Genomic DNA, 20,283 nt, shown 5'->3' on the forward strand with positions numbered 1-20,283 from the left:
AATTCAATCCGAATCATGCTAACAACCTCTTTTCTCCTGCTCTAGAACAAACCTCATCTTATCGTTGATGCGGGAGAACAATCCAAAAGTCCATTTCTCAATCGTGGCGAGTATAGCTCAAGACGGCTTCAAATCCTTCCTCCACAAACTGGTGCCGGACTCGCTCAATCGTTGCCACACTCACATCCAGGGCGGCGCTGATGGCTTGGTCTCCCCACCCCCCATCGGCTTGATGCTGATCCGCTTTCAACAAAATTCGAGCACGATTCATTTTGTAGGCAGCCGTTTTGCCCGTTGTGGTCAGTTTCTCAAGGATTTGTCGTTCTTCTGCACTCAGCGTTACCTTGTACTTCTTTGCAGGCATGGTTCCGTTCTCAGGTAGGGGAACGGTGGGTCTTCATTATCCATCATTCCTGCATTGACTGTCTACTAGAGTGAGGTTCCGAGCGATGAGACTGGTCGTTGTAATTGAGTAAATATCGATGCAGCCACTGATTTGCCTCGGCTTCAGTCTGTGGTTGCTGGAAGTGATAGAGGGTTTCGTGAGCTTCTTTAACTGTCCGAAATGGTCTTTCGACTTTACCTTTAGATCTGGCTGTCACCCGCCGACCATCGCTCCCTTTGGGCATGTGGGTCATCAACTTAATATCTAAGCAGGACAGTACATTTTGGAAGATAGTACTTTTGGAGATCGAACCATTATCGGCATAGATTGCAGCAGGAATTCCTTGAAAAGGTGAGTTGTCGCTCTTAGCTGTCATGGCGTTAAATAAGAACCGTAGCGCGGCTTCGACGTTTTCTCCATAGACACAGTGGTATTCCTGATAACACATCCCACTTCGGTCATCAACGACGCTGTATAGCATCAGCAGTGGATTACCGCGACCTGGCTCGACCCATGCGGGTTGAGCAATATGCTTTAAGTCTGAAGGGCTGAGGTCAAAGTGCCAGCAGTCGTTGCTATTATTGGCTTGAAAGCGCACGGCAGAAGGTTGTCTGGTCATCCGCTCTTGGTCGTACCCCCAAGTTTGGAGATAACGGTTGACTGTTGTTCTGGTCAATAGTCCTGGTGGTGGTTGGATGAAGCCATTGGGAGTATCGACACCGTATTCCTCAAGGACTTCGATTGCTCTGGTGGTGGAAATATGTCGCCCCTTTTTATTGCTGGTACGAATTTTAAAGGCAGCAATGATTTCACAGTAGCTTTCCATCTCTAGTTGTGAGAGTTTTCGCGGCTGTCCTCGGTCGGTACGATGAGTCGATTTTGGTCGCGTCTGTTCTCGCAGCAAGCGATACAAGGTGTCTTTAGATATCCCGTAGAGGTCAGCGGTGTTTTCTACTACCAGTTCGTTCGGGGCAACGAACTGGTAGTAGTTCTAAGCTTTGTCGTAAGCTAACCAGAGCCGAGGCGGGGACTTGTTTGCGGGGCACTGTTTTGTTCCTCGGCTACATATTTATAGAGTGTGGGTCGGGAAATACCCATCATTTGACAGATTTCATCGAGTGAATGTTGTTTTTCGTTGTACAAACTGACGACCAAAGCTCTTTGATTCGGCTCTAGTGCCTTAGGTCTGCCGCCTGTCTTACCTCTGGTTCTGGCGGCAGTTAATCCAGCGTTCGTTCGTTCGCGAATCAGGTTCCGCTCGAACTCTGCCAGTGCGCCGAACAGGTGGAACATCAACTGACCGCCACTGGTGGATGTGTCGATACCTTCTTGGATGCTGTGCAGTTGGATCGATCGTTGACGCAGTAATTCTATTAACTCAATTAGATGCTTGAGCGATCTCCCCAATCGATCTAACCGCCAGACGACAAGTGTATCTCCCGCTCGTAACATATCCAGCGTTGATGTCAATCCTGGGCGAGTAGCTTTGGCTCCACTTTTACGATCTGTAAAAATTCTTTCGCAGCCAACTTTAGTCAGTGCGTCTTGCTGAAGATCGAGGAGTTGGTCGTCAGTTGAAACACGAGCATAGCCAATTAGCACAACAAAAAGTAAATAAACTCATTCATGACGAGTATATCTTGATTTTGATTTCTTTATTGGGTTACTTTATCAAGCAAATGGCGGTTTGCCATTGTGGTAAATAGTCCTGTGACAGAGTAAAGAAAAGGGACGTTTTCTTTACTCTACCTAACTCAATTTATAGTTGCAGTTAATGTGGGTTAGAGCAGATGATTGTGGGTGGGTTGCAATTAATCTGGGTTCAGTTGCAGTTAATTCGGGTTTGAGCGACCGCATAGTTGCAGTTAATGTGGGTTCAAAATCGCGATGATTGCGGGTTTGATGATTTATGATTGCGGGTCGCTACATTTAGAAAGCCAGTGAAAGGAATGACAACGGATGATATTAAGTTTGTGCTTGATCTGATGACCCTTGAGGACGATATCTATGAAGTCGATGGCACCTATTTCATTAAGACAAACTGACTGGCTGTATCGGCGTATCGCTGTATCGGAAACATCTTCTAGAAGTGCTCTATCGACCAAGATACAGGCGATACAGGCGATACGATACACCGATACAGGCGATACGGGTTAGGAGCCAATACGGGCGATACAGGCAAAGCTCATTCTACAAACTGCACCACAAACTATTACCAAGTCATCACTCACACCCCGCGCCCTGGCACATCACGCCGGGGCTTTTTTGTCAGGATAAACAGTAAATAAAAAGGACAAAACAAAAACAAGTTACTCACTGCGGATGGTCAGGTTAGGTCAGGTCGTTTTGATGATGGGCGATGAGGTTTTATCTCGGTTCAACTCCGATTGGAGTCTGAGGCAGTAGGAAAAAGCTGTCTACATTTTTGAACGCGCTGGTACTGCTGCCGAGTTTTTAAATACGGTGATAACGATAATTGCTATTCTCTGTTATTGAAGCGAAAATGAAAAAACTCAAGTGACAGGAGGACTCAAGCATGAACGTATCTTTGACATCAGAGCTAGAGCAGTACGTCTCAGGAGAAAGTTTCAAGTGGACTCTACTATTCTGCCAGTGAAGTGATTCGTGAGGGTTCGCGCCTGCTGAAGGAGCGGGAACAGCTTCAACAAATTCGCTTGCAAGAATTGCGCCAGGACATTCAGGCGAGACTGGATAGCGGAGAGTCAACGCCCCTCAATATGCAGGTAGTTAAAGAAAAAGCGCGGAAGCGTCGCCAGCAGAGGCAGCCTCAGTAATGACGATCGTTATTAAAAGCCCCTCGGAGAGCTTGACCTGTTGGAAATTTGGGACTATGTCGCGGATGACAGTCTTGATCGCGCAGAAATGGCAGTGACTGGCGGGACGTGACCAATTCTTACTTCCGTTTTTAGATGGATCGGAGTAAGAATTGACAGCCCAGCTCGTCTATTTAGAGTGGCAGTCAGCCTCACTTAATTAAAGTTCAATGAAGAGTCTGTAACAACGGGATGAACTCTCCGCAGAACAACCAGACTTTCCATTCAACTTGGGAATACTGGAATATAACGTGTGTTGCAACGAAGATTGAATGTTGATTGCGAAGCCGTCTATGCTCAAACAACCAGAAGTAGGTCAATTCATTCGTGATCTGCGACTTCTAACAGAGCTGACCCAAGAGCAATTTGCGGCGACATTAGGGGTCACATACAACACGGTCAATCGTTGGGAGCGTGGGCGAATGAAGCCATCACGTCTCGCACTGAAGCAGATTGAGCAGTTATTGAATGCACAAGGGGATCGGGTTCAGCCTTTGACAAAGAAGTATTTTTCAGAGACGCAAGATTAACTGATGGAAGAACAACTGGTTGGCAAACGGATTTCCATTCCTGGACAATTTAATGATCCTGTCACCGTTGAGGATGCCAGTATCGTCGAAGATATTGTTCTTCTTCGAGTTCGCACTCAGCAAGGCGAGCTGAGAGATGCGTACATCGGCATTACTGAAGTTGAGGAGATTTTAAGCACGCAGAGTCAATCCTCTGCATCTCCAGTCGATGCCAATCAGTTTTTCCTCTTCGTCGAATCAGCTCGTATCAAGCTAGCATTTGCTTATGACCCCCATTTCGCAGTCAGTCTCAGCGGGGTCCGTCCTTTACCTCACCAGCTAGAGGCTGTTTATGAGCGGATTTTGCCCCAGGTTCGGCTCAGGTTTCTGCTGGCAGACGATCCAGGGGCGGGCAAAACAATTATGGCAGGGTTGCTCCTCAAGGAGCTGAAGCTGAGAGGAGCCATTGAGCGGGTGCTAATTTTGGCTCCTGCCCCGTTAACCCTACAGTGGCAGGATGAGCTGAAGAGCAAGTTTTCTGAAACGTTTGAGGTGATTAACTCAACGCTGGCGAAAGGGCAGCTAGCGGGTAATCCCTGGGAGCGGTTTCGCCAGTGCGTTGCCTCCATTGATTTTGCCAAACGAGATGATATTACGCCTGGCATTCTTCAAGTGGATTGGGATTTGGTGATCGTCGATGAGGCGCACAAGTGCTCTGCCCGGACTCAGGGAGATGATTTAAGGCGCACTGGACGGTATGAGCTAGTGGAGGCCTTATCCAAGAACAGCGAACGCATTCTGCTGCTAACGGCTACGCCCCATCAGGGGAATGTAGACCAGTTCCATAACTTTCTACGGCTGCTTGACCCTGAACAGTTTGTCTCTGATCAGATCAATCCAGAAATGTTACGGATGGAGAATAGCCCCTGGTTTCTCCGACGCATTAAGGAGGAACTCAAAGATTTTGATGGACGAAAGCTGTTCAAGGAACGTTTTGCCCAAACCGTCCCCTTTGAGCTTTCACCCGCCGAGGAGCATCTCTATAAGGAAGTCACTAAGTACATCAACAAGTTTTTGGGGAAAACTAAGGGACGAAAACAGGCAGCCGTTGCTTTAGCTCGCACCGTCTTACAGCGCCGTTTGGCGAGTAGCCTGAATGCTATTTTCAGTTCGTTAAAGCGACGGCGACAACGGTTTGCTGATTTGTTAGAGGAGCTAAAGGGGCTGTCTCCAGAAGAGCAGCACGCTCGTTTGATCAATCTTAGCAAACCAGTTGACTTGGAGAAGGAAAGCGATGACTACGAAGAGGACGAGCAGGAGAGCTTAGCGATCGAGTCTACAACGGCAGAGCGGCTGGAGCAAATCCGTGATGAGCTGCATGAACTAGAGCGCTTGGTCAAGCTGGCTGAGCAAACGATCAACGCTGGCACTGAGATGAAGCTGAACCAGTTGAAAGAGTGCTTGAAAGGAGAGTTATTCTCAGAACTTCAGGATGGTCGGGGAAAGCTGCTGCTTTTTACCGAACATCGGGACACACTGGCTTACCTAAAGCAGAATTTGGAGGCTTGGGGTTATACCACCTGTCAGATTCATGGAGGCATGAATCCGCTGGCTCGTAAGCAGGCTCAGAAGGATTTTCAGCTCAATCGCCAAATCTGCCTCGCAACCGAAGCAGCCGGGGAGGGCATCAATCTTCAATTCTGTCAGTTGATGATCAACTACGACATTCCCTGGAACCCGAATCGCCTTGAGCAGCGCATGGGGCGCATTCACCGGATCGGACAAACCCATGATGTCTATATCTTCAATTTTGTGGCGATCAACACTGTAGAAGGTCGGGTACTGGAAAAGCTGTTGACCAAGCTGGAAGAGATTCGGAAGGCAATGGGCGATCGCGTCTTTGACGTTGTGGGTCAGCTCCTGCAACTCAACGACATTCGCTTCGAGGATATGGTGAAGGATGCAACTTACAGTAAGGCTTCTGAGGAAAATGCCCTGGAGCAACTGGAGCAACTGGATCTCCAGCGTTTAGAAGAACTGGAGCAAGCAACAGGTCTGGCTTTAGCAACAAGTCACGTTGACCTGTCTCAAATTCGACGCACCCAGAGCCAGGACTTTCGCTCAGAAGAGCAGCGGTTGATGCCTCGCTATATCGAGGAGTTCTTCAAACGATCGTGCGAGTTCCTGAGTGTCAACTTAGAAGTTCGAGCCGATGGGCTGTGGCGAGTTCCCTATGTCAAAGAGGAATTTCGCTCCAACAATTTAGAAGCAGTGCGGCGATTGGGTACGGTCGATAAGAATTATCCAAAGCTTTCCTTCTATAAGGAGCAAATGGCTAACCCCAATCACCAGGACGCAGAACTACTATCGCCAGGTCATCCGTTGTTTGCAGCGATCTCCGAGCGGTTGGACATTGAACTGGATAATGCCATCTGCACCGGGTCTGCCTTGTTTTTAGATGCGGATGCCGATGAGCCTTACCGGATCTACTTCTTTGAGCTTCAGGTTGCTGGACAACAGCGAACAGGGCAGGCAGCAGTGTTGGAAGCCGCTTTATGCGCGGTTTTGGAAAAGGCAGCAGGCGATTTGGTCTTAATTTCTCCAGACTGTCTCCATGATCTTGCCCCTGCCAATGCTGACGCGATTCCTCCTGGCTCTTGCTCCCTCACCGCTCCTACGCCTCAAGAGCAAGAGCGCCTTGAGAAGTGGCTGAAGGTCAAGATCCAGGTGCCTATGGTGAAGCAGGAGCAACAGCAACGACAGCGTGAGCTAGACATTCGGCAGGACTATCTGGAGAAAGCGATGGATGCTGCCATTCGAGACGGTCAATCTACGCAAATGAAGCTGGCGGCAAAGGTGGCAGCCGGGGATGAAACCTATCGCGTTGCACGAGACAGTGCCCAAAAGCGTGTGAAAGACCTCAAGGAACGTTACAGAGCCAAGCAGAGTGAACTGGATTACCTTAAAATCGTCAGCTTTGGGCGGGTTGCCTATTTGGGCTGCGCGATTGTTTCCCCTGCTCCAGCATTCGTGGCAGCAATGCCGGGGATGAAGAATGACCCAGAAGTTGAGGCCTTTGCAATGCGACATGTGATGGACTATGAGCGGCAACGAGGGTGGGAGCCAGAGGATGTGAGCCAGAACCGAGATGGCAGTGGATTCGACATTCGTAGTTTGGGACCCATTAACTTGGAGACTGGTATAGCCCCTGCGCGACGGATTGAGGTGAAAGGACGGGCGCAAGCGAACGAGGAGATTTCACTGACTTCTAATGAGTGGCGAAAAGCGCAGCAGTTAGGAGAGTCCTATTGGCTCTACGTGGTTTGGGGTTGCAAGACCAACGCGCCAAAGCTGTTGAAGATCCAAAATCCAGCGAAGGTTCTGGTGGGTGATGCTAAAGAAATCCGGCAGGTGACTCGATACTTGGTGCCTGCGGAAGCAATTACTCGTAATGCTCAATTGGATTCGGAGGCAAATGCAGGATGACTCAACCTGTCAGTCTAGTTTTTCCAATTGAGAAAGCCATTTATCTCTTTACTCGCGAAACAAAACCAATGGAAGGAGGGGACAAACAAAAGTTTTGGCGAGAGGTAATGGGTTTTGAGTCCCCAGAGGCAATCCGGGAGGCAATTTTGGCAAAAGTCATATAGATCTCCTGGAAGCTAGTGGACAAGATGATCATGGGTATCGGTTTCAAGCAGTGGTTTTCATAACAGGGCCGTCTGGGGTGTCTTGGCAAATCAGAACAGGCTGGATTGTTCGCTATGGTGAGGATGTGGCAAGGTTTGTGACGGCATTTCCAGAGCGATCGGGGAGGCAAAAATGAGTCAATTTCAACTGTTTGATGTTGTGCAACTAATAGAAGAAATTCCCCTGTCGGGGGATTTTACGAATGCAGCGATACAGCCTGACCTTGCCCTAGTGGGTACATCCGGAGCGATCGTTGAGATGTTTAACGACGGAGAAGCCTACCTCGTGGAATTGTTTGGTGACTGGACAAAGGCAGGGCTTGAAGCTGACGAATTAATCTCTGCTGAACCTGACGATCCTCAAGCGTTTCGGGAAACGATCGGAGTTGAACCAGTCTATCCGCATCAACTTCGGTTGGTAAAACCTGCGAAGGAAATGATGGGTGCAAGAGGACACCTGGTTTCTATTTTGGAGGATTTACCGGAAGAGTTAATTGCAGAAGTTCGAGACTTTGCTGAATTTTTGCAACAAAAACAACGCCAAAAACAAGCGTAGCGATTCTCAAACCCTAATCCTTAGCCCCAAACCCCTATGACCACAGATCGCCGCCTCATTGAAGACTTCATCCCTATCCGCGAGATTTCTGTGCAAGCGGCACGAGAGAAGTCGATTCGCAAGGGGCATATCTCGACCCTCCATTTGTGGTGGGCACGGCGACCTCTAGTAGCAGCACGGGCGGCGGTGTTTGCCTCGTTGGTGGCGGCACCAGAGACACCCCAGAAGCGAACGGCTTTAAGCAAGGCAATGGTTGAACTTTGCAAGTGGGAGGCAGGGGAAGAGACGATCAAAAAGGCGCGACGGCAGATCCTAGAGGCACAGCGAGATCGCCTGGGTCTACCTACTGATACGCCATTGAAGGATGTGCCACCGCCCAAGGTGCTGGATATGTTTGCTGGGGGTGGGGCAATTCCATTGGAGTCGTTGCGGTTGGGTTGTGAGACCTATGCGGTTGATCTGAATCCAGTGGCGCACATCATTGAGCTTTGTACGCTGGTGTATCCGCAGAAGTATGGCAAGAAGCTGGCGGATGAGGTGGAAAAGTGGGGCAACTGGGTGATCGAGCAGGTGCGGGAGGAGATTGGCGACCTGTATCCACCCATCAAGATTGGTGAAGTGGCAGCAGAGAAGACAGAACAGTTGAGCTTGCTGGGTTCTGGGAAGTCGAAGCAGTTGAACCTGGCTCAATCTTTGACTCCGGTGGCGTATTTATGGACGCGGACGGTGAAGTGCCCGAACCCGGCTTGTGGGGCACAAGTGCCGTTAGTGCGCCAGACCTGGCTGTGTAAGAAGAAGGATAAGTATGTTGCCCTTAAAACTATCCCGAATCATGAAACGAAGCGGGTTGAGTTTGAGGTGGTTGAGTCGAGAACTGAAAAGGGATTAGGTTTTGATCCTGCGGCGGGGAGTTCAAGAGGAAATTCGACTTGCCGCCACTGTGGTGCAACTCTAGATGTTAAACACATCAAAAAAGAGGGGGTTGCAGGTCGTATCAGCCAACAACCGATGGCAATCGTTTGCACAACCGCAGGAGCGCAGGGAAAAACTTACCTGGCTGGCAAACAGTTTGATCGTTATATCCCAGACGAAAGCCAGTTACAGGAACGGCTGAACAAGCTATGTGAGGAAACCAAGCTAACGATTCCAACAGAACCTTTACCGGAATATGGAACGCTTGGCTTTCGAGTGCAGCCCTATGGACTTCTAAAATGGGCTGATCTATTCACTTCTCGGCAACTGCTGGCGCTGATGACGTTTGTGAAGTGGGTGAGGGTGGCGCACGAGAAGATGATGCAGGAGGGGTATGAGGATGAGTTTGGGAAGGCGATCTCCACTTATCTTGGAATATTGTGCGATCGGTTAGCTGATTACAACAGCTCAATTACTCATTGGCATGGTGGCAGAGAATTAATTGGTAATACATTTACTCGCCAAGCTTTGCCGATGGTTTGGGACTTTGCAGAAATCAACCCACTTGGCAATGCTTCAGGTAATGTTTCAGGTGCTCTTGACTGGATTCTTCAAGTTATTCGTCAAGAATCTAACAGCAATAATCCCGCCATTACAAAACGTGGCTCATCAATGGCTTTACCGATAGAGTCTGAATCGCTTGATGCCGTCATTACTGACCCACCCTACTTTGATTCTGTTCCTTACGCCGATTTGTCTGACTTCTTCTACGTCTGGCTAAAACGCTCAGTAGGTCATCTCTACCTAGAGCATTTTTCAGCGCAACTCACCCCGAAGAAAAATGAAGCCATCATGGAGCCGACTCGGCATGGAGGCGACAAAAAGAAAGCTGCGAAAGCCTATGAAGATATGATGCATCAGGCATTCTGTGAAGGCAAACGGGTGTTAAAACCAGAGGGCATGATGGTGGTAGTGTATGCCCACAAAACAACTTCTGGATGGTCAACTTTAATTGATTCCTTACGTAGAGCAGGTTTCACCATTACTGAAGCGTGGCCCCTTGATACAGAGATGGGGTCGAGGTTACGCGCTGCTAACTCTGCGGCTCTTGCTTCTAGCATTTTCCTCGTCGCCCGGAAGAGACCCTCACCCCTAGCCCCTCTCCCCAGGGAGAGGGGAACCGATCTAACTCCTGCTCCCCTTCTCCCTAGGGAGAAGGGGTTGGGGGATGAGGGCAACATCGGCGACTACGCTACAAATGTTCGTCCCCAACTCTCGCAAATCGTCCGCGAACGAGTCGCAACCCTGATGGCAGAAGGCGTAACCGGAGCCGATCTAGTCATCGCTTGCATCGGTGCAGGACTTCGCGCCTACACCCAATACGAGCGAGTTGAACTGCCCAACGGTGAGGAGCTTGATGCAAATTCCTTTTTAGGTGAAGTGCAAAAAGAAGTCGTCGAAGCCGCTCTTACCAGCGTCATGCAGTGCGACAGACGGGGCGTGAGCCTGGTAGACAAACCCACCCAGTATTACATCATGGGTCGCTACGAATATGGTGAACTAGCAGTTGAGTTTGACGAAGCCAACACCCTCGCCAAAGGGGTCGGGGTTGAACTCGATGGCGTAGGCGGTTTAACTGATGGCAAGCTGGCCCTCGTCACCAAAGCTAAAACTACCATTCAACTGCGAGACTACAGCGATCGGGGTGCTCTTGAAGACTTGGGCATTCAGCGCACCGAAGGACGGCAAACCTTCAACGTCAAACCGCAGGAAATTGGCGCTGCACCAACCCTCATTGATGTGCTACATCGTCTGCTCTGGTTGGCAGACCATAAGCCTAGTGAAATTCCCGTATTCCTCAACCTTGCCCAACCCGATGCCACTCAGTTACGCCTGGTCGCTCAAGCCCTTGCGGGACGTGCTTTAACACCAGAGCCAGGGCAGGAAACCACAACCACCCAACGCACAAAAGAGCAAGCTGCGATCGATACCTTGTTAGCATCCTGGAAGCGACTGGTCGAAGACAACCTATTCACTCAGGGGAGATAAAACCAATGGTGCAAACGATTCAAGCTAAAAACGTCACCTTGCGAACGCTGATTGATGATTTTGGGATTCGGCTCGTTCGGGACTCCCAATGCTTCTCTGAATGGCAAACGGATCTGCCTGATGTGAGCGACTCCGAAAAAGAATCGCTCGATCGCATCGCCAATGGATTCGTCAATCTCCTAGATTATCCTCCCTTGCTTGAAGGGGTGATTCGGATGTCTGTGGTTGATCCTCTCCTCTTTTTAGGTGGCTTTTACCTCCCGCCATTTCATGTGAGATCGGAGCCATCGATCGAAATTCAAACCGAAGACGAAGGCATCATCGTTACTGGCAGCCTCGATACACTCGTCCTTAAAGACCAATTGTGGGTACTGGTTGTCGAGTCAAAACGAGCCTCCTACTCGGTGGAGGCTGGGTTGGCTCAAATTCTGGCGTATATGCTGGCAAGCCCCAATCCAGCTAAACCCTGCTACGGCATGATCACCAGCGGCGGCAGTTTTATGTTTGTCAAACTCGTCAAAGGCAATTCACCCCAATACGCAGTCTCAAAATTATTTGGAATTCGTGATTCTGGCGATTTACATACCGTCTTTGCCATCCTCAAACGATTCGGTCAGCTCGTGGAATAGCCCCTATGTCTTACAGCAACTTTACTCTCAGCAAAGTCAAAGCCGACTTCGGCATCATCACCCACGAAACTCAGGATTTGTTTACTGAGACTAAGGCGATCGTCCCCAGCGAATTGCTCACCCTCACGCTCAAAGATCAACTGCCGCTTGCCAGCGCCATCAACACTGAAAAAGCGCGGTCTGAATTGCTGGTCATGCCCATCCTGATCGAAGTTCGACGCTTGCTCAACAACCAAATTTCGGTCTTTTCTGGTAGCACCTTTGAAGTGGCTCCAGAGCAAGGCTTAGAAGGGCGATGCGACTTCATCTTGAGCCGTTCCACGGAACAGTACTACATTACCAGCCCCGTGCTCACGATCGTGGAAGCTAAAAACGAAAGCATCCCCAGTGGACTAGGGCAGTGCATCGCCACCATGATTGCGGCTCGCTTGTTTAACCAGCAAGAGAAAAACCCAACTGATCCAGTCTATGGAGCCGTTACCACTGGCACCGATTGGAAATTTCTCAAGCTCGAAGGACAAACTGCCTTTATCGATGTCAGCGACTACTACATCAAAGAAATCAACAAAATTCTCGGCATTCTAGTCTCTACCCTCCAACCAGAATCAAAGCTGGTCGGCGTTCACTAACCGTATCCCCATCTCTTGCCTCCCACACACCCCATGAGCAGCGCCTACCAACTCAAACCCTGGACCCAGGTTGCCATCCCCCATCAAGATATCTTAGATGGCAAACTCGATAACTCCGTTTACGCTGCCAAACTAGGGGCGGTGGTGCGGCAAGATCCCACCTGTCCGCCTGTGTATCGCTCTGCTAGTCAATTCTTTGCCGCCACTTACCTCACTTCAGAACTGAAAAGTCTTCTGACCAGCGTGGTGCAGCGTTTGTGTGGAGAGGCAGGCGATCGGGTTCTGCAACTGCGAACCCCCTTTGGTGGCGGGAAGACGCACGCGTTGATCAGCCTTTACCACCTCACCAAACATCGACAAGACTTGGTAGAACATGCCGACTTTGCTAAATTGCCAAACCCTGGCACTGTCGATGTTGCCACCTTTATCGGCGACGATTTTAGTGCGACCAAAGGAACCCAGATTCCCGATGGGCCACAAGTGTTAACGCCCTGGGGCTATTTGGCTTGGCAACTGGGTGGCAAGGAGGCTTATGAAATTGTTCGAGCGGACGATGAGCAACGAGTCGCCCCCGGCAATGATGTGTGGCGCAAAATTATTGGCGATCGCCCAACACTCATCCTGCTGGATGAATTCCTGAACTATGTGGAGAATGCTTTGGGTGTCGAGGTGAAGGATTCGACGCTCGGCAAACAAGTACTCACCTTCATCAAAAAACTGCCCGATGTCGTCGCCGAATTGCCCAGAACCGTGCTGGTCTACTCCCTTCAAGCCAGCGTGCAGGAGGCAGTGGGTAATGAAGGACTGCTCGGCACATTAGACAAACTGGTGTCACGCAATGATGCCAAAAAAGAGCCTGTCTCTGGCGATGAGGTGATGAAGGTTGTCCAGCGCCGTTTGTTTCAGACGATTGGCGATCCTACTGCGATTCAAGAAATTGCCAATCAGCAGGCTGAACTGTTTCGCAAATTCCATGAAAGCTATGCCGAAACCGATCGCGGTAGACAGGAGATTCAGCAGCAGGCAGCCCTCCTTGCAGAACGAATCCAGATCAGCTACCCATTTCATCCTGACTTACTGGATTTGATGTATCACCGTTGGGGAACCCTGCCCAGTTACCAACGCACCCGTGGTGCCCTCCAGTTTCTTGCCAGCGTCGTCTACTCTCTCTGGCAGGAAGAGCATACATCCCTGCTCATTAGCCCAGGCGATGTACTCTTTCAAAATGAAGCAGTCAGAGGCGCATTCTTCACGCAAGTCGGTGAACGTGAACGGTATAACTCAGTCATTGATGCTGATTTGATTGGCAGAAAAGCCAAGGTCAAAATCGTAGACAATCGCATTGCCCAAGATTCCCCAGCACTAAGCCACCTCAAAGTCGGCACACGCCTTGCCTCGGCTGTGTTGATGTATTCTTTTGGTGCCCGTAGCGGTGAAGATCGAGGGGTTTTAGAACAAGAGATTACAGCCTCCTGCCTCACACCAGGACTCGATCGCAATGTCATCACGGCAACCCTGAGCGACCTGCGGGAAAACTTACTCTATCTGCACTACGTCGGCAAACGCTACCGCTTTGAAACGAAGGCAAATCTAAACAAGCTGATTGCTGATGAGGAGAGTAAGATCTCTGGAAATGACGTTTTGGAGAAGATCCGAGAAGAACTTGGTAAAACCCTTCAAAGCAGCAGCGGTAAGGTTATTCTGTGGCCCAAAGACTCCGCAGCGATTCCTGACAGAGAACCGCAATTTAGTATTGCTTACTTGGGGCATGAGTGGGCAGAAAAAAGCCCAGACACCATTCTTACAGAGGTTATGTCCTGGCTAGAGCAGAGAGGCAATGACAAACGAGAGTATAAAAATGCGCTTGCCTTCGTGATTCCGAACAAAGCCCAAATTGATAAAGCACGCAAAGCTGGTCGCAACGCAGAGGCGATCACCTCACTGATTAAGGACAAAGCCAAATACAAGTTCGGTCCTGAAGACGTGGAGGAACTAAACGAGAAGCGCAAAGATGCGCTCAGTGATATCGGTGCGGCTGTCCGGCGGCTGTATGACTACATCCTGCTTCCAATACCCAATACAGATGGGGCTAACCCAATTCGCCTGGAGATGATCGACCTTCAAGCTCAACTCAACACTAGTCAGAATCTCCAAGACCGAGTGTTAGATGCCCTCAAAAATCATGTCTTTGGCAGCATCACCACATCCAAGCTGATGCGCTTGTCTGGGCTAGAAGAGAAGGAACCTGGCTACATCACTGGAGATGAGTTGGTTAGCTATTTCTTCCGTTTCCCCACCTATCCAAAGGTTTTGGGCATTGATGCCGTGAAGCAGGCGATCGTCAAAGCGGTTCAGCAGGGTCTCATCGGTTATGTTCCCTACCTGATCATTGCTTCCAACGGCAGTCCTAAAGTAGAAAATCCCTCCCTCGTTAGCTTCGAGCGAACCATTCCCCTAAACGAATTGGATCTGGCTGGCTATCTACTAGCTCCCCAATTAGCTAAACAGCTTTCAGTTCCCCCTGAATCAGAGAAACTGCCCAAGATCGGAACTCAGGGTGCTGAAACTGGCGATGAAGTTGCCACCGCTTTTCAGGGTGGTTCCGCTACAACCATACCAGCCGCTAATGAAGGACAAGCAGCAGTCGAGTACAAATCTCAAACCAGCAGTATCGAAAGCTCGGTCTTAGTGAATATTGTTAACGGTGTTCAACCAGCTCGTCACTACAAACTGGAGGCCATTACCGACAAGTCCAAGTTCTTTGAGTTGTTCAGCGTCCTTCAATCATTGTCCGACAGAGCAGAGGATATGACGATCAAAATTGAAGTGAGGGCGCACACAACTCAGGAATTCGACCGAGCTTGGATCAGTGGCGCGATCGAGGAGCCTCTTGACGAGCTAGATATTCAAGCTTCAACAAGGCTTGAGTAGGAAGGAGGGTGGCTCAAGTACGGGATCGTCAGCATGGCAGCACACAACCCATCATGGCGTTCCCGTAAGCCCAGTTTTAGTAACGGAAAAATCTTGAGCGTTAAGGGTGGGTGAAATCAGCCGTCCCATTTGTGGTCGCTGGGCTTCCCGCCCAAGCGAACCTATAGGGGTAAAAGGGGTAAAAGTAGCGGTGCGATGTAGCAAGTCAAGTGTTAGAGGATTAAAGCGAATCCTCCTAAGTGAGTGGAGAGCCGTCTCTCCCAGTGGCATCTGTCCCACTGTCCCCCCGTAAAAGAGTCTTTGACTCCGGTCACACTGTAATCAGTAATGAATCCAGTGGAATGCAGACCACGAACGTATCTAAGCCTGGAAGCCTCAATCCGGGTAAGGGCAATGGGAAGTCTGAAAGGGTTAAGGCAATTGAACCGTTGCTTGAAGCTTCGTCATTTAGGCCAGTCAGTGAAATCAGGCTGAAACACTGAGACCAAAACGGTAAATGGGTGGCTTAACGGCTCGCTACTCCGTTAGGTGACAGATCACAATCCCATCGGAGTGTAGACGGAACCCGACCCAGACGCAACTCAAACACTTGGAACTACAGAAGCCCAATGGATTCTCTGGCTCAACCGCCAGAGTAGGTAAACCGTAAGGAATGCACAATATCCAGTGGGTAAAGGATGCTGGAGGAAGCGAAGGCTCCTGGTAATGCAGGAGATAGGGGTTCAAACTTTGCTCCACGTTGAAAGACGGCAGACTTCCAGCAGGTCATCGACGATAAACCAATGTAAGGGAACCGAATCGCCTGTGAAAGATAGAGTCTGTAAAGACATCGGAGCAGGGAAACCACTTGAGGACTGGGCTGCCATTCACTGGAAGCTCGTCAAAAAGCGTGTGAGGAACCTGAGACAGCGAATTTATCGTGCCACTCAAAACGACCAGTGGAATCGGGTGAGAAGCCTGATGAAGCTGATGCTACGCAGCTACTCCAACCTGCTGTTATCGGTGCGACGCATTACCCAAGGAAATCAGGGAAAGCAAACGGCTGGCATTGACGGTCAGACGGCGCTCACCTCTGAGCAACGGGTACAACTGGTAAATCGAATGCAGGACAAGACCCTGTGGCAGGTTCACCCAACCAAACGGGTTTACATTCCAAAAACGAGCGGAAAACTCAGACCTCTGGGAATACCTGCATCAGAAAATCGGGTCGCACAGACAATCGTTAAAAATGCCTTAGAACCAAGCTGGGAAGCGCGGTTCGAGAGCCACAGCTACGGGTTTCGCCCCGGTCGCAGTTGTCAAGATGCCATTCAGAAACTCACGTTAAAGCTGAAATGCTTATGGAATAAACGTTTCAGAAAACACCTTTCAGTCTCAATGAGACGTACCAATTAGTCTTTAGGCTATTTGGTACAGAAATCTTGAACGGAATATCAAGGGTTTCAGGCTCCTGATTCTCAGCAGGTTCAACTGGTACACCTCTTAGCGTAACTTTCTGTTCCGTTACTACTCAAACCCCATACCCCGTAGAGGTGTCGTGATACGAAACGCTAGAAAAGCTGAGTACGATCGCAATTTCTTCTATCGAATTTGAATCGTTTGAGCAACTAGAGCCGTTTCCTCGATCGGAGACTGGTTTCCGGTAATTTGAACACGGATACCCGGCGTTAAAGTGCCCGGAGCGACTGTCTTACCTTGTCGCATCACAGACGTATTGGATTGGAGTGAAACAAAATAGCGACCCGAATCGGTTGTAACGGTCAATTGCAGCGGGAAGCTTTCCATCACTTGTTCAACAGTGCCTTCAATCATCATAGCTTTGCGCGGCGTTGTAACGGGATTTGGGAAAACAGCATCATCGGACGAAACGGCTTCGTTTGGATCAACGTGAGTCACGATCGCAGGCTCCTGAGTCACACTTAAATCTGAAGAATTGGCTTGATAACTAGTACATGCAAGAAGAAAAACACTCACTCCTAGTAAGCTGCTCAAGCCTATTCCTTTCAGTCTCATCATGATCTGACTCCTTCTAAATTTCAAGATAATCTTCGACTCTATTCTGTCTTTTACTTCTAGAGTGATTGAGTCAGTTACCAAAACGGATACCAGTTGCCTCAAAAGGGTTTTGGATTGGTCAAAGTACGATCAATGGCAAAAGAGAACTGCACGAATCAGCAGACGCAAATTCAGGCAATTCTCTTTTAGCTCGCTAGTACTGTTTCGGATGGGACTTAGCAGGGAATATTGCGCCAAGCCAGCATATTGTCAAACACAGGCTTCGTGATCCGAGTTGCGCTGTTGGGGCATCCACCATAGGCATGAACTCCAACGGCATGACGCTCACCGTTGAGCAAGCGCCAGACCGGACTGCCACTTTGTCCGCCCATCGTATCAATCATGTAGTAGATTTTGCGATCTTGAACGTCGCTAATGCTTCCTGCATTGAACCATTGTGTCCCAAAAGGTTTATCGGCAGGATAGCCAGACGTATTCACAAACAGATTCTTCAGAGAAGCATCGGACAGATTTGCAAAGCCAAACCAGCCCACCGTGTTGCCCAAGTTGCAGTTCGGCAGAATAATCGCACCGTAGTCAAATTCGGGTTTGCTGTCTTGAATCCAGCCGTTGACACTGCGGAACGAGGTGCCCACTTGAGAGCCATAGGGGCGGCTGTTGCCATCCATGCCAGGAACCACTTCGATCGATTTTGCCCATCCGCCATTAGCTTTACTGTAAACGCAGTGACCTGCCGTCATTACAGTGCGTGCACCAATGAACCAGCCTGTTCCAACAAACTTCGCGTTATCAGGGAAGGTGATAAAGAGTTTGCAGATCCAGCGCCAAGGGTTGCCGCTAGCTGGAGTGATTCGGATGCGATCGTCCGCACCACAGACAGTTTCCGCCATCAGATAAGCGGTAGAAGCTGCATCGGGCAGATCTTTAAGATCATCAGGAGAAACAACGGCTTCACCGATTCCTTCAGTCACTGCACGGGTTGGATCAAACCCTGAAACCGCCTCGAACTCTCCGTTGCTGACAATGCCATCGAAATCTGGAACCATCAGGTTTTCGCCTGGTTTTAGCTCAGAACTTTCACTAGACACAGCGCCATGGAGTTGCACTTCAGAAACAATGGGTTGTTCAGAGGAAATGCTTTGATGAGTTGTCATGACAATAAGACTCCTTGAATAAACTAGATTTGAACGAATGTATTGCGAAGCGATTCGCGCTTATTGAAGGTCTGATTCGGGGGGAGCAAGCTGGTACTCTTCGGCGAGTTCAATATCCGCAACCCCTTCGATTTGAGAAAGCGCACTTATGCTCTCAGCCGCGATCGCACCTGTGATGACTCCAATTTCAACAAGCCATTGATCGACTTGCATTCCAGCAGTTTGAAGCTTTTGGGCGACTTCGGGGAGACGTTCCTGATAGTCATCTCGAACCGAAACCAGCACTTTGAGGTTTGCCATAGTTTCAAGTTAAGGGGCTTGAACTAACCCAGCACCCACATCCACGGAAGGTAAGGGCAAACGTTGTGCCGATTTTGCGAGTAGGTTCCAAAGTTCCTGTCCTCTCAGTCCGGTTGCTTCGGCGTGCAGAGCAGCAATTCCTGCCACATGAGGCGTTGCCATACTGGTACCGCTGATTGTTCTGTAGTGGAGGGGAAGAATCCAGCTAGAGCGAACTTTCACGCCTGGAGCCGCGATATCAATCTGTCCGCCTTTAGGATTGATGCCTTGCGTGGAGAAGCTTGCCACTTGAAGCTGGACATCGATCGCGGCAACTGCCAAGATAGAAGGGCAGTTTGCAGGACGACCGACAGGTCGGATAATGCCTGCACTGCGATTGCTCTCATTTCCTGCGGCAGCCACAATCAGAGTGCCTCGTTTGAGGGCGCGTTTTGCGATTGCTTCATAGATGCGAGAGTAAGACTGACCAGGTTGGGTCGCAGCGCCAAGCGACATGGAGATAATATCGCAACCGTTTGCGATCGCCCATTCGATCCCTTGTAGAATCTGACTATCGGTTCCACTGCCTTCGTTAGACAGCACCTTCCCAGCGTAGATCTCAGCATTGTAAGCAATCCCATAGAGGGGAAGGACACCAGGGGTCTTGGAACCACAGGCAGTTCCGATACAGTGCGTACCGTGTCCATTCCCATCCTGTACGTCTTGTCCCTCAACGAAAGATTTCGCTGTAACATTTCTGCCCAAGAAATCAGGATGGGTGAGATCGAAGCCCGTATCTAGAACTGCAACCTTAATTCCAGCACCACTGTATTTTGACTGGGTAACTTCAGTGGCTTGCAATCCCCAGGTTACGGCAGATTCATCAATCACGGCTTCCGCTTGAGATTGATCACTAGAGATCAGGCTGTCTGAGAGCGTTGTGACTGCATCTCGATAACCGCGCAAATAGTCTACAGAGACGCTAACTATAGCACCTTCAGGAGTTACGTCTTGAAGCGCGTATAGAACTTGCTCTGGCTCAACGGCGAGAATGGGACTATCCGGACTTGCAATATTCAAGGAACTAAGTTGCGTCGGATCAACCGCCACAACGGCAACTCCCAATTCACCAAAGGTGAGCGTATCGGAACTAGAGGTAGTGAATGTCTCGCTGAGTAATTGAACACCTTCTGCAACCGAATCTTCTCGAAAGAGAATCAAGTACTTGCCCGTTGTCTGGGGAGTCATGTTCTGTGCCATTTGCGTTTTTTTTAAGTGTGTAAGTAGCAGTGAACTCGATAGTTACCCGAATTGACTAATAGATTGGCGCTCACACAGTTAGTAAATGCGTTACTCTGATCGATTTTGGGTGCGTATCTTTCTAGATTGTGCTGATAGAAATAGCCTTTTGGCAGTACCCACATGGGGTATTCTCTATTACCGAAAAATATAGAGAACTGGTGTAGTCGCTAGGTTATAGAGACAAAATTGCTACTACTTGAATTTTTTTGAAATGGCATAATTCCCCTTTGAGTACTCTTTTCTCAAACAACACTCTGGACAATTTTTGCAGTCAGAGGTAGATAGAAAAGCTAACTGAGATCTTGCACCCATCTCAATCAGCCGCGGGTAGAGGCTTGACAATGACTTCAAACCCCTGTGCTGCAATGACCGCTCGGTTTTTTTGAATTTGATGTAACAGCTTAAACCA

General features: G+C 49.4%; 15 protein-coding genes and 2 pseudogenes. 10 read left to right on the forward strand and 7 right to left on the reverse strand.

Going from position 1 to position 20,283, the window contains the following annotated elements; genetic code table 11:
* Positions 1–97 precede the first annotated feature (97 nt).
* The 3 genes and pseudogenes from BRW63_RS25510 to BRW63_RS25520 form a co-directional block, all read right to left on the reverse strand.
* Entirely contained in the window at positions 98–364 is a 267-nt protein-coding gene (locus BRW63_RS25510) for a helix-turn-helix domain-containing protein (RefSeq protein WP_073075152.1), read from the reverse strand.
* 67 nt (positions 365–431) lie between these two features.
* Positions 432–1,431 (reverse strand): annotated as a pseudogene (locus BRW63_RS25515) (IS481 family transposase); the annotation flags it as partial.
* Entirely contained in the window at positions 1,394–1,987 is a 594-nt protein-coding gene (locus BRW63_RS25520) for a recombinase family protein (protein ID WP_073075153.1), read from the reverse strand. The pseudogene BRW63_RS25515 and the gene BRW63_RS25520, both read right to left, overlap by 38 nt.
* Positions 1,988–2,973: 986 nt before the next feature.
* Here BRW63_RS25520 and BRW63_RS25525 point away from each other — a divergent pair.
* The 10 genes and pseudogenes from BRW63_RS25525 to BRW63_RS25570 form a co-directional block, all read left to right on the forward strand.
* Positions 2,974–3,180: pseudogene (locus tag BRW63_RS25525) on the forward strand (type II toxin-antitoxin system ParD family antitoxin); the annotation flags it as partial.
* Positions 3,181–3,491: 311 nt separating this feature from the next.
* The gene (locus BRW63_RS25530) at positions 3,492–3,749 is read left to right on the forward strand and encodes a helix-turn-helix domain-containing protein (protein ID WP_073075154.1); all 258 of its coding nucleotides are present in this window, start codon (positions 3,492–3,494) and stop codon (positions 3,747–3,749) included.
* A 3-nt stretch (positions 3,750–3,752) separates the two neighbouring features.
* Entirely contained in the window at positions 3,753–7,214 is a 3,462-nt protein-coding gene (locus BRW63_RS25535; RefSeq protein WP_073075155.1) for a helicase-related protein, read from the forward strand.
* A 169-nt stretch (positions 7,215–7,383) separates the two neighbouring features.
* The gene (locus tag BRW63_RS29735) at positions 7,384–7,554 is read left to right on the forward strand and encodes a DUF6883 domain-containing protein (protein ID WP_397428447.1); all 171 of its coding nucleotides are present in this window, start codon (positions 7,384–7,386) and stop codon (positions 7,552–7,554) included.
* Positions 7,551–7,973, forward strand: coding sequence for a DUF2281 domain-containing protein (locus BRW63_RS25545; protein WP_073075156.1), 423 nt, complete (start codon positions 7,551–7,553; stop codon positions 7,971–7,973). The genes BRW63_RS29735 and BRW63_RS25545 overlap by 4 nt, the downstream gene beginning before the upstream one ends.
* Positions 7,974–8,009: 36 nt before the next feature.
* The gene (locus BRW63_RS25550; RefSeq protein ID WP_073075157.1) at positions 8,010–10,934 is read left to right on the forward strand and encodes a DUF1156 domain-containing protein; all 2,925 of its coding nucleotides are present in this window, start codon (positions 8,010–8,012) and stop codon (positions 10,932–10,934) included.
* Positions 10,935–10,939: 5 nt separating this feature from the next.
* Positions 10,940–11,563 carry a restriction endonuclease subunit R gene (locus tag BRW63_RS25555; protein ID WP_073075158.1) on the forward strand — a complete coding sequence of 208 codons (624 nt, stop codon included), beginning with the start codon at positions 10,940–10,942 and terminating at the stop codon, positions 11,561–11,563.
* A gap of 5 nt (positions 11,564–11,568) precedes the next feature.
* Positions 11,569–12,192, forward strand: a complete 624-nt coding sequence (locus BRW63_RS25560) for a hypothetical protein (protein ID WP_073075159.1) — start codon at positions 11,569–11,571, stop codon at positions 12,190–12,192.
* Between the two features lie 33 nt (positions 12,193–12,225).
* Positions 12,226–15,123, forward strand: a complete 2,898-nt coding sequence (locus BRW63_RS25565) for an ATP-binding protein (RefSeq protein WP_073075160.1) — start codon at positions 12,226–12,228, stop codon at positions 15,121–15,123.
* Positions 15,124–15,927: 804 nt separating this feature from the next.
* A complete protein-coding gene (locus BRW63_RS25570; protein ID WP_181314496.1) occupies positions 15,928–16,518 on the forward strand; it encodes a reverse transcriptase N-terminal domain-containing protein in 591 nt (196 codons plus the stop codon).
* Positions 16,519–16,704: 186 nt separating this feature from the next.
* Here BRW63_RS25570 and BRW63_RS25575 read toward each other — a convergent pair whose 3' ends face one another.
* The 4 genes from BRW63_RS25575 to BRW63_RS25590 form a co-directional block, all read right to left on the reverse strand.
* Positions 16,705–17,139, reverse strand: a complete 435-nt coding sequence (locus tag BRW63_RS25575) for a hypothetical protein (protein ID WP_073075161.1) — start codon at positions 17,137–17,139, stop codon at positions 16,705–16,707.
* Positions 17,140–17,354: 215 nt separating this feature from the next.
* Positions 17,355–18,293 (reverse strand): trypsin-like serine peptidase, encoded by a 939-nt coding sequence (locus tag BRW63_RS25580; protein WP_073075162.1) that lies wholly within the window; start codon positions 18,291–18,293, stop codon positions 17,355–17,357.
* 60 nt (positions 18,294–18,353) lie between these two features.
* Positions 18,354–18,593 carry a hypothetical protein gene (locus BRW63_RS25585; RefSeq protein ID WP_073075163.1) on the reverse strand — a complete coding sequence of 80 codons (240 nt, stop codon included), beginning with the start codon at positions 18,591–18,593 and terminating at the stop codon, positions 18,354–18,356.
* 9 nt (positions 18,594–18,602) lie between these two features.
* Entirely contained in the window at positions 18,603–19,832 is a 1,230-nt protein-coding gene (locus BRW63_RS25590) for a S8 family peptidase (RefSeq protein ID WP_073075164.1), read from the reverse strand.
* Positions 19,833–20,283 lie beyond the last annotated feature (451 nt).

Source organism: Phormidesmis priestleyi ULC007, from assembly GCF_001895925.1.
Classification (GTDB): Bacteria; Cyanobacteriota; Cyanobacteriia; order Leptolyngbyales; family Leptolyngbyaceae; genus Phormidesmis_A; species Phormidesmis_A priestleyi_A.

Bases quoted from the DNA above. Each gene is read 5' to 3' on its own strand.
- BRW63_RS25575 (WP_073075161.1), bottom strand. From the start codon at position 17,139: ATGATGAGACTGAAAGGAATAGGCTTGAGCAGCTTACTAGGAGTGAGT.
- BRW63_RS25565 (WP_073075160.1), top strand. From the start codon at position 12,226: ATGAGCAGCGCCTACCAACTCAAACCCTGGACCCAGGTTGCCATCCCC.
- BRW63_RS25535 (WP_073075155.1), top strand. From the start codon at position 3,753: ATGGAAGAACAACTGGTTGGCAAACGGATTTCCATTCCTGGACAATTT.
- BRW63_RS25530 (WP_073075154.1), top strand. From the start codon at position 3,492: ATGTTGATTGCGAAGCCGTCTATGCTCAAACAACCAGAAGTAGGTCAA.
- BRW63_RS25585 (WP_073075163.1), bottom strand. From the start codon at position 18,593: ATGGCAAACCTCAAAGTGCTGGTTTCGGTTCGAGATGACTATCAGGAA.
- BRW63_RS25560 (WP_073075159.1), top strand. From the start codon at position 11,569: ATGTCTTACAGCAACTTTACTCTCAGCAAAGTCAAAGCCGACTTCGGC.
- BRW63_RS25510 (WP_073075152.1), bottom strand. From the start codon at position 364: ATGCCTGCAAAGAAGTACAAGGTAACGCTGAGTGCAGAAGAACGACAA.
- BRW63_RS25550 (WP_073075157.1), top strand. From the start codon at position 8,010: ATGACCACAGATCGCCGCCTCATTGAAGACTTCATCCCTATCCGCGAG.
- BRW63_RS25590 (WP_073075164.1), bottom strand. From the start codon at position 19,832: ATGGCACAGAACATGACTCCCCAGACAACGGGCAAGTACTTGATTCTC.
- BRW63_RS25580 (WP_073075162.1), bottom strand. From the start codon at position 18,293: ATGACAACTCATCAAAGCATTTCCTCTGAACAACCCATTGTTTCTGAA.
- BRW63_RS25555 (WP_073075158.1), top strand. From the start codon at position 10,940: ATGGTGCAAACGATTCAAGCTAAAAACGTCACCTTGCGAACGCTGATT.
- BRW63_RS25545 (WP_073075156.1), top strand. From the start codon at position 7,551: ATGAGTCAATTTCAACTGTTTGATGTTGTGCAACTAATAGAAGAAATT.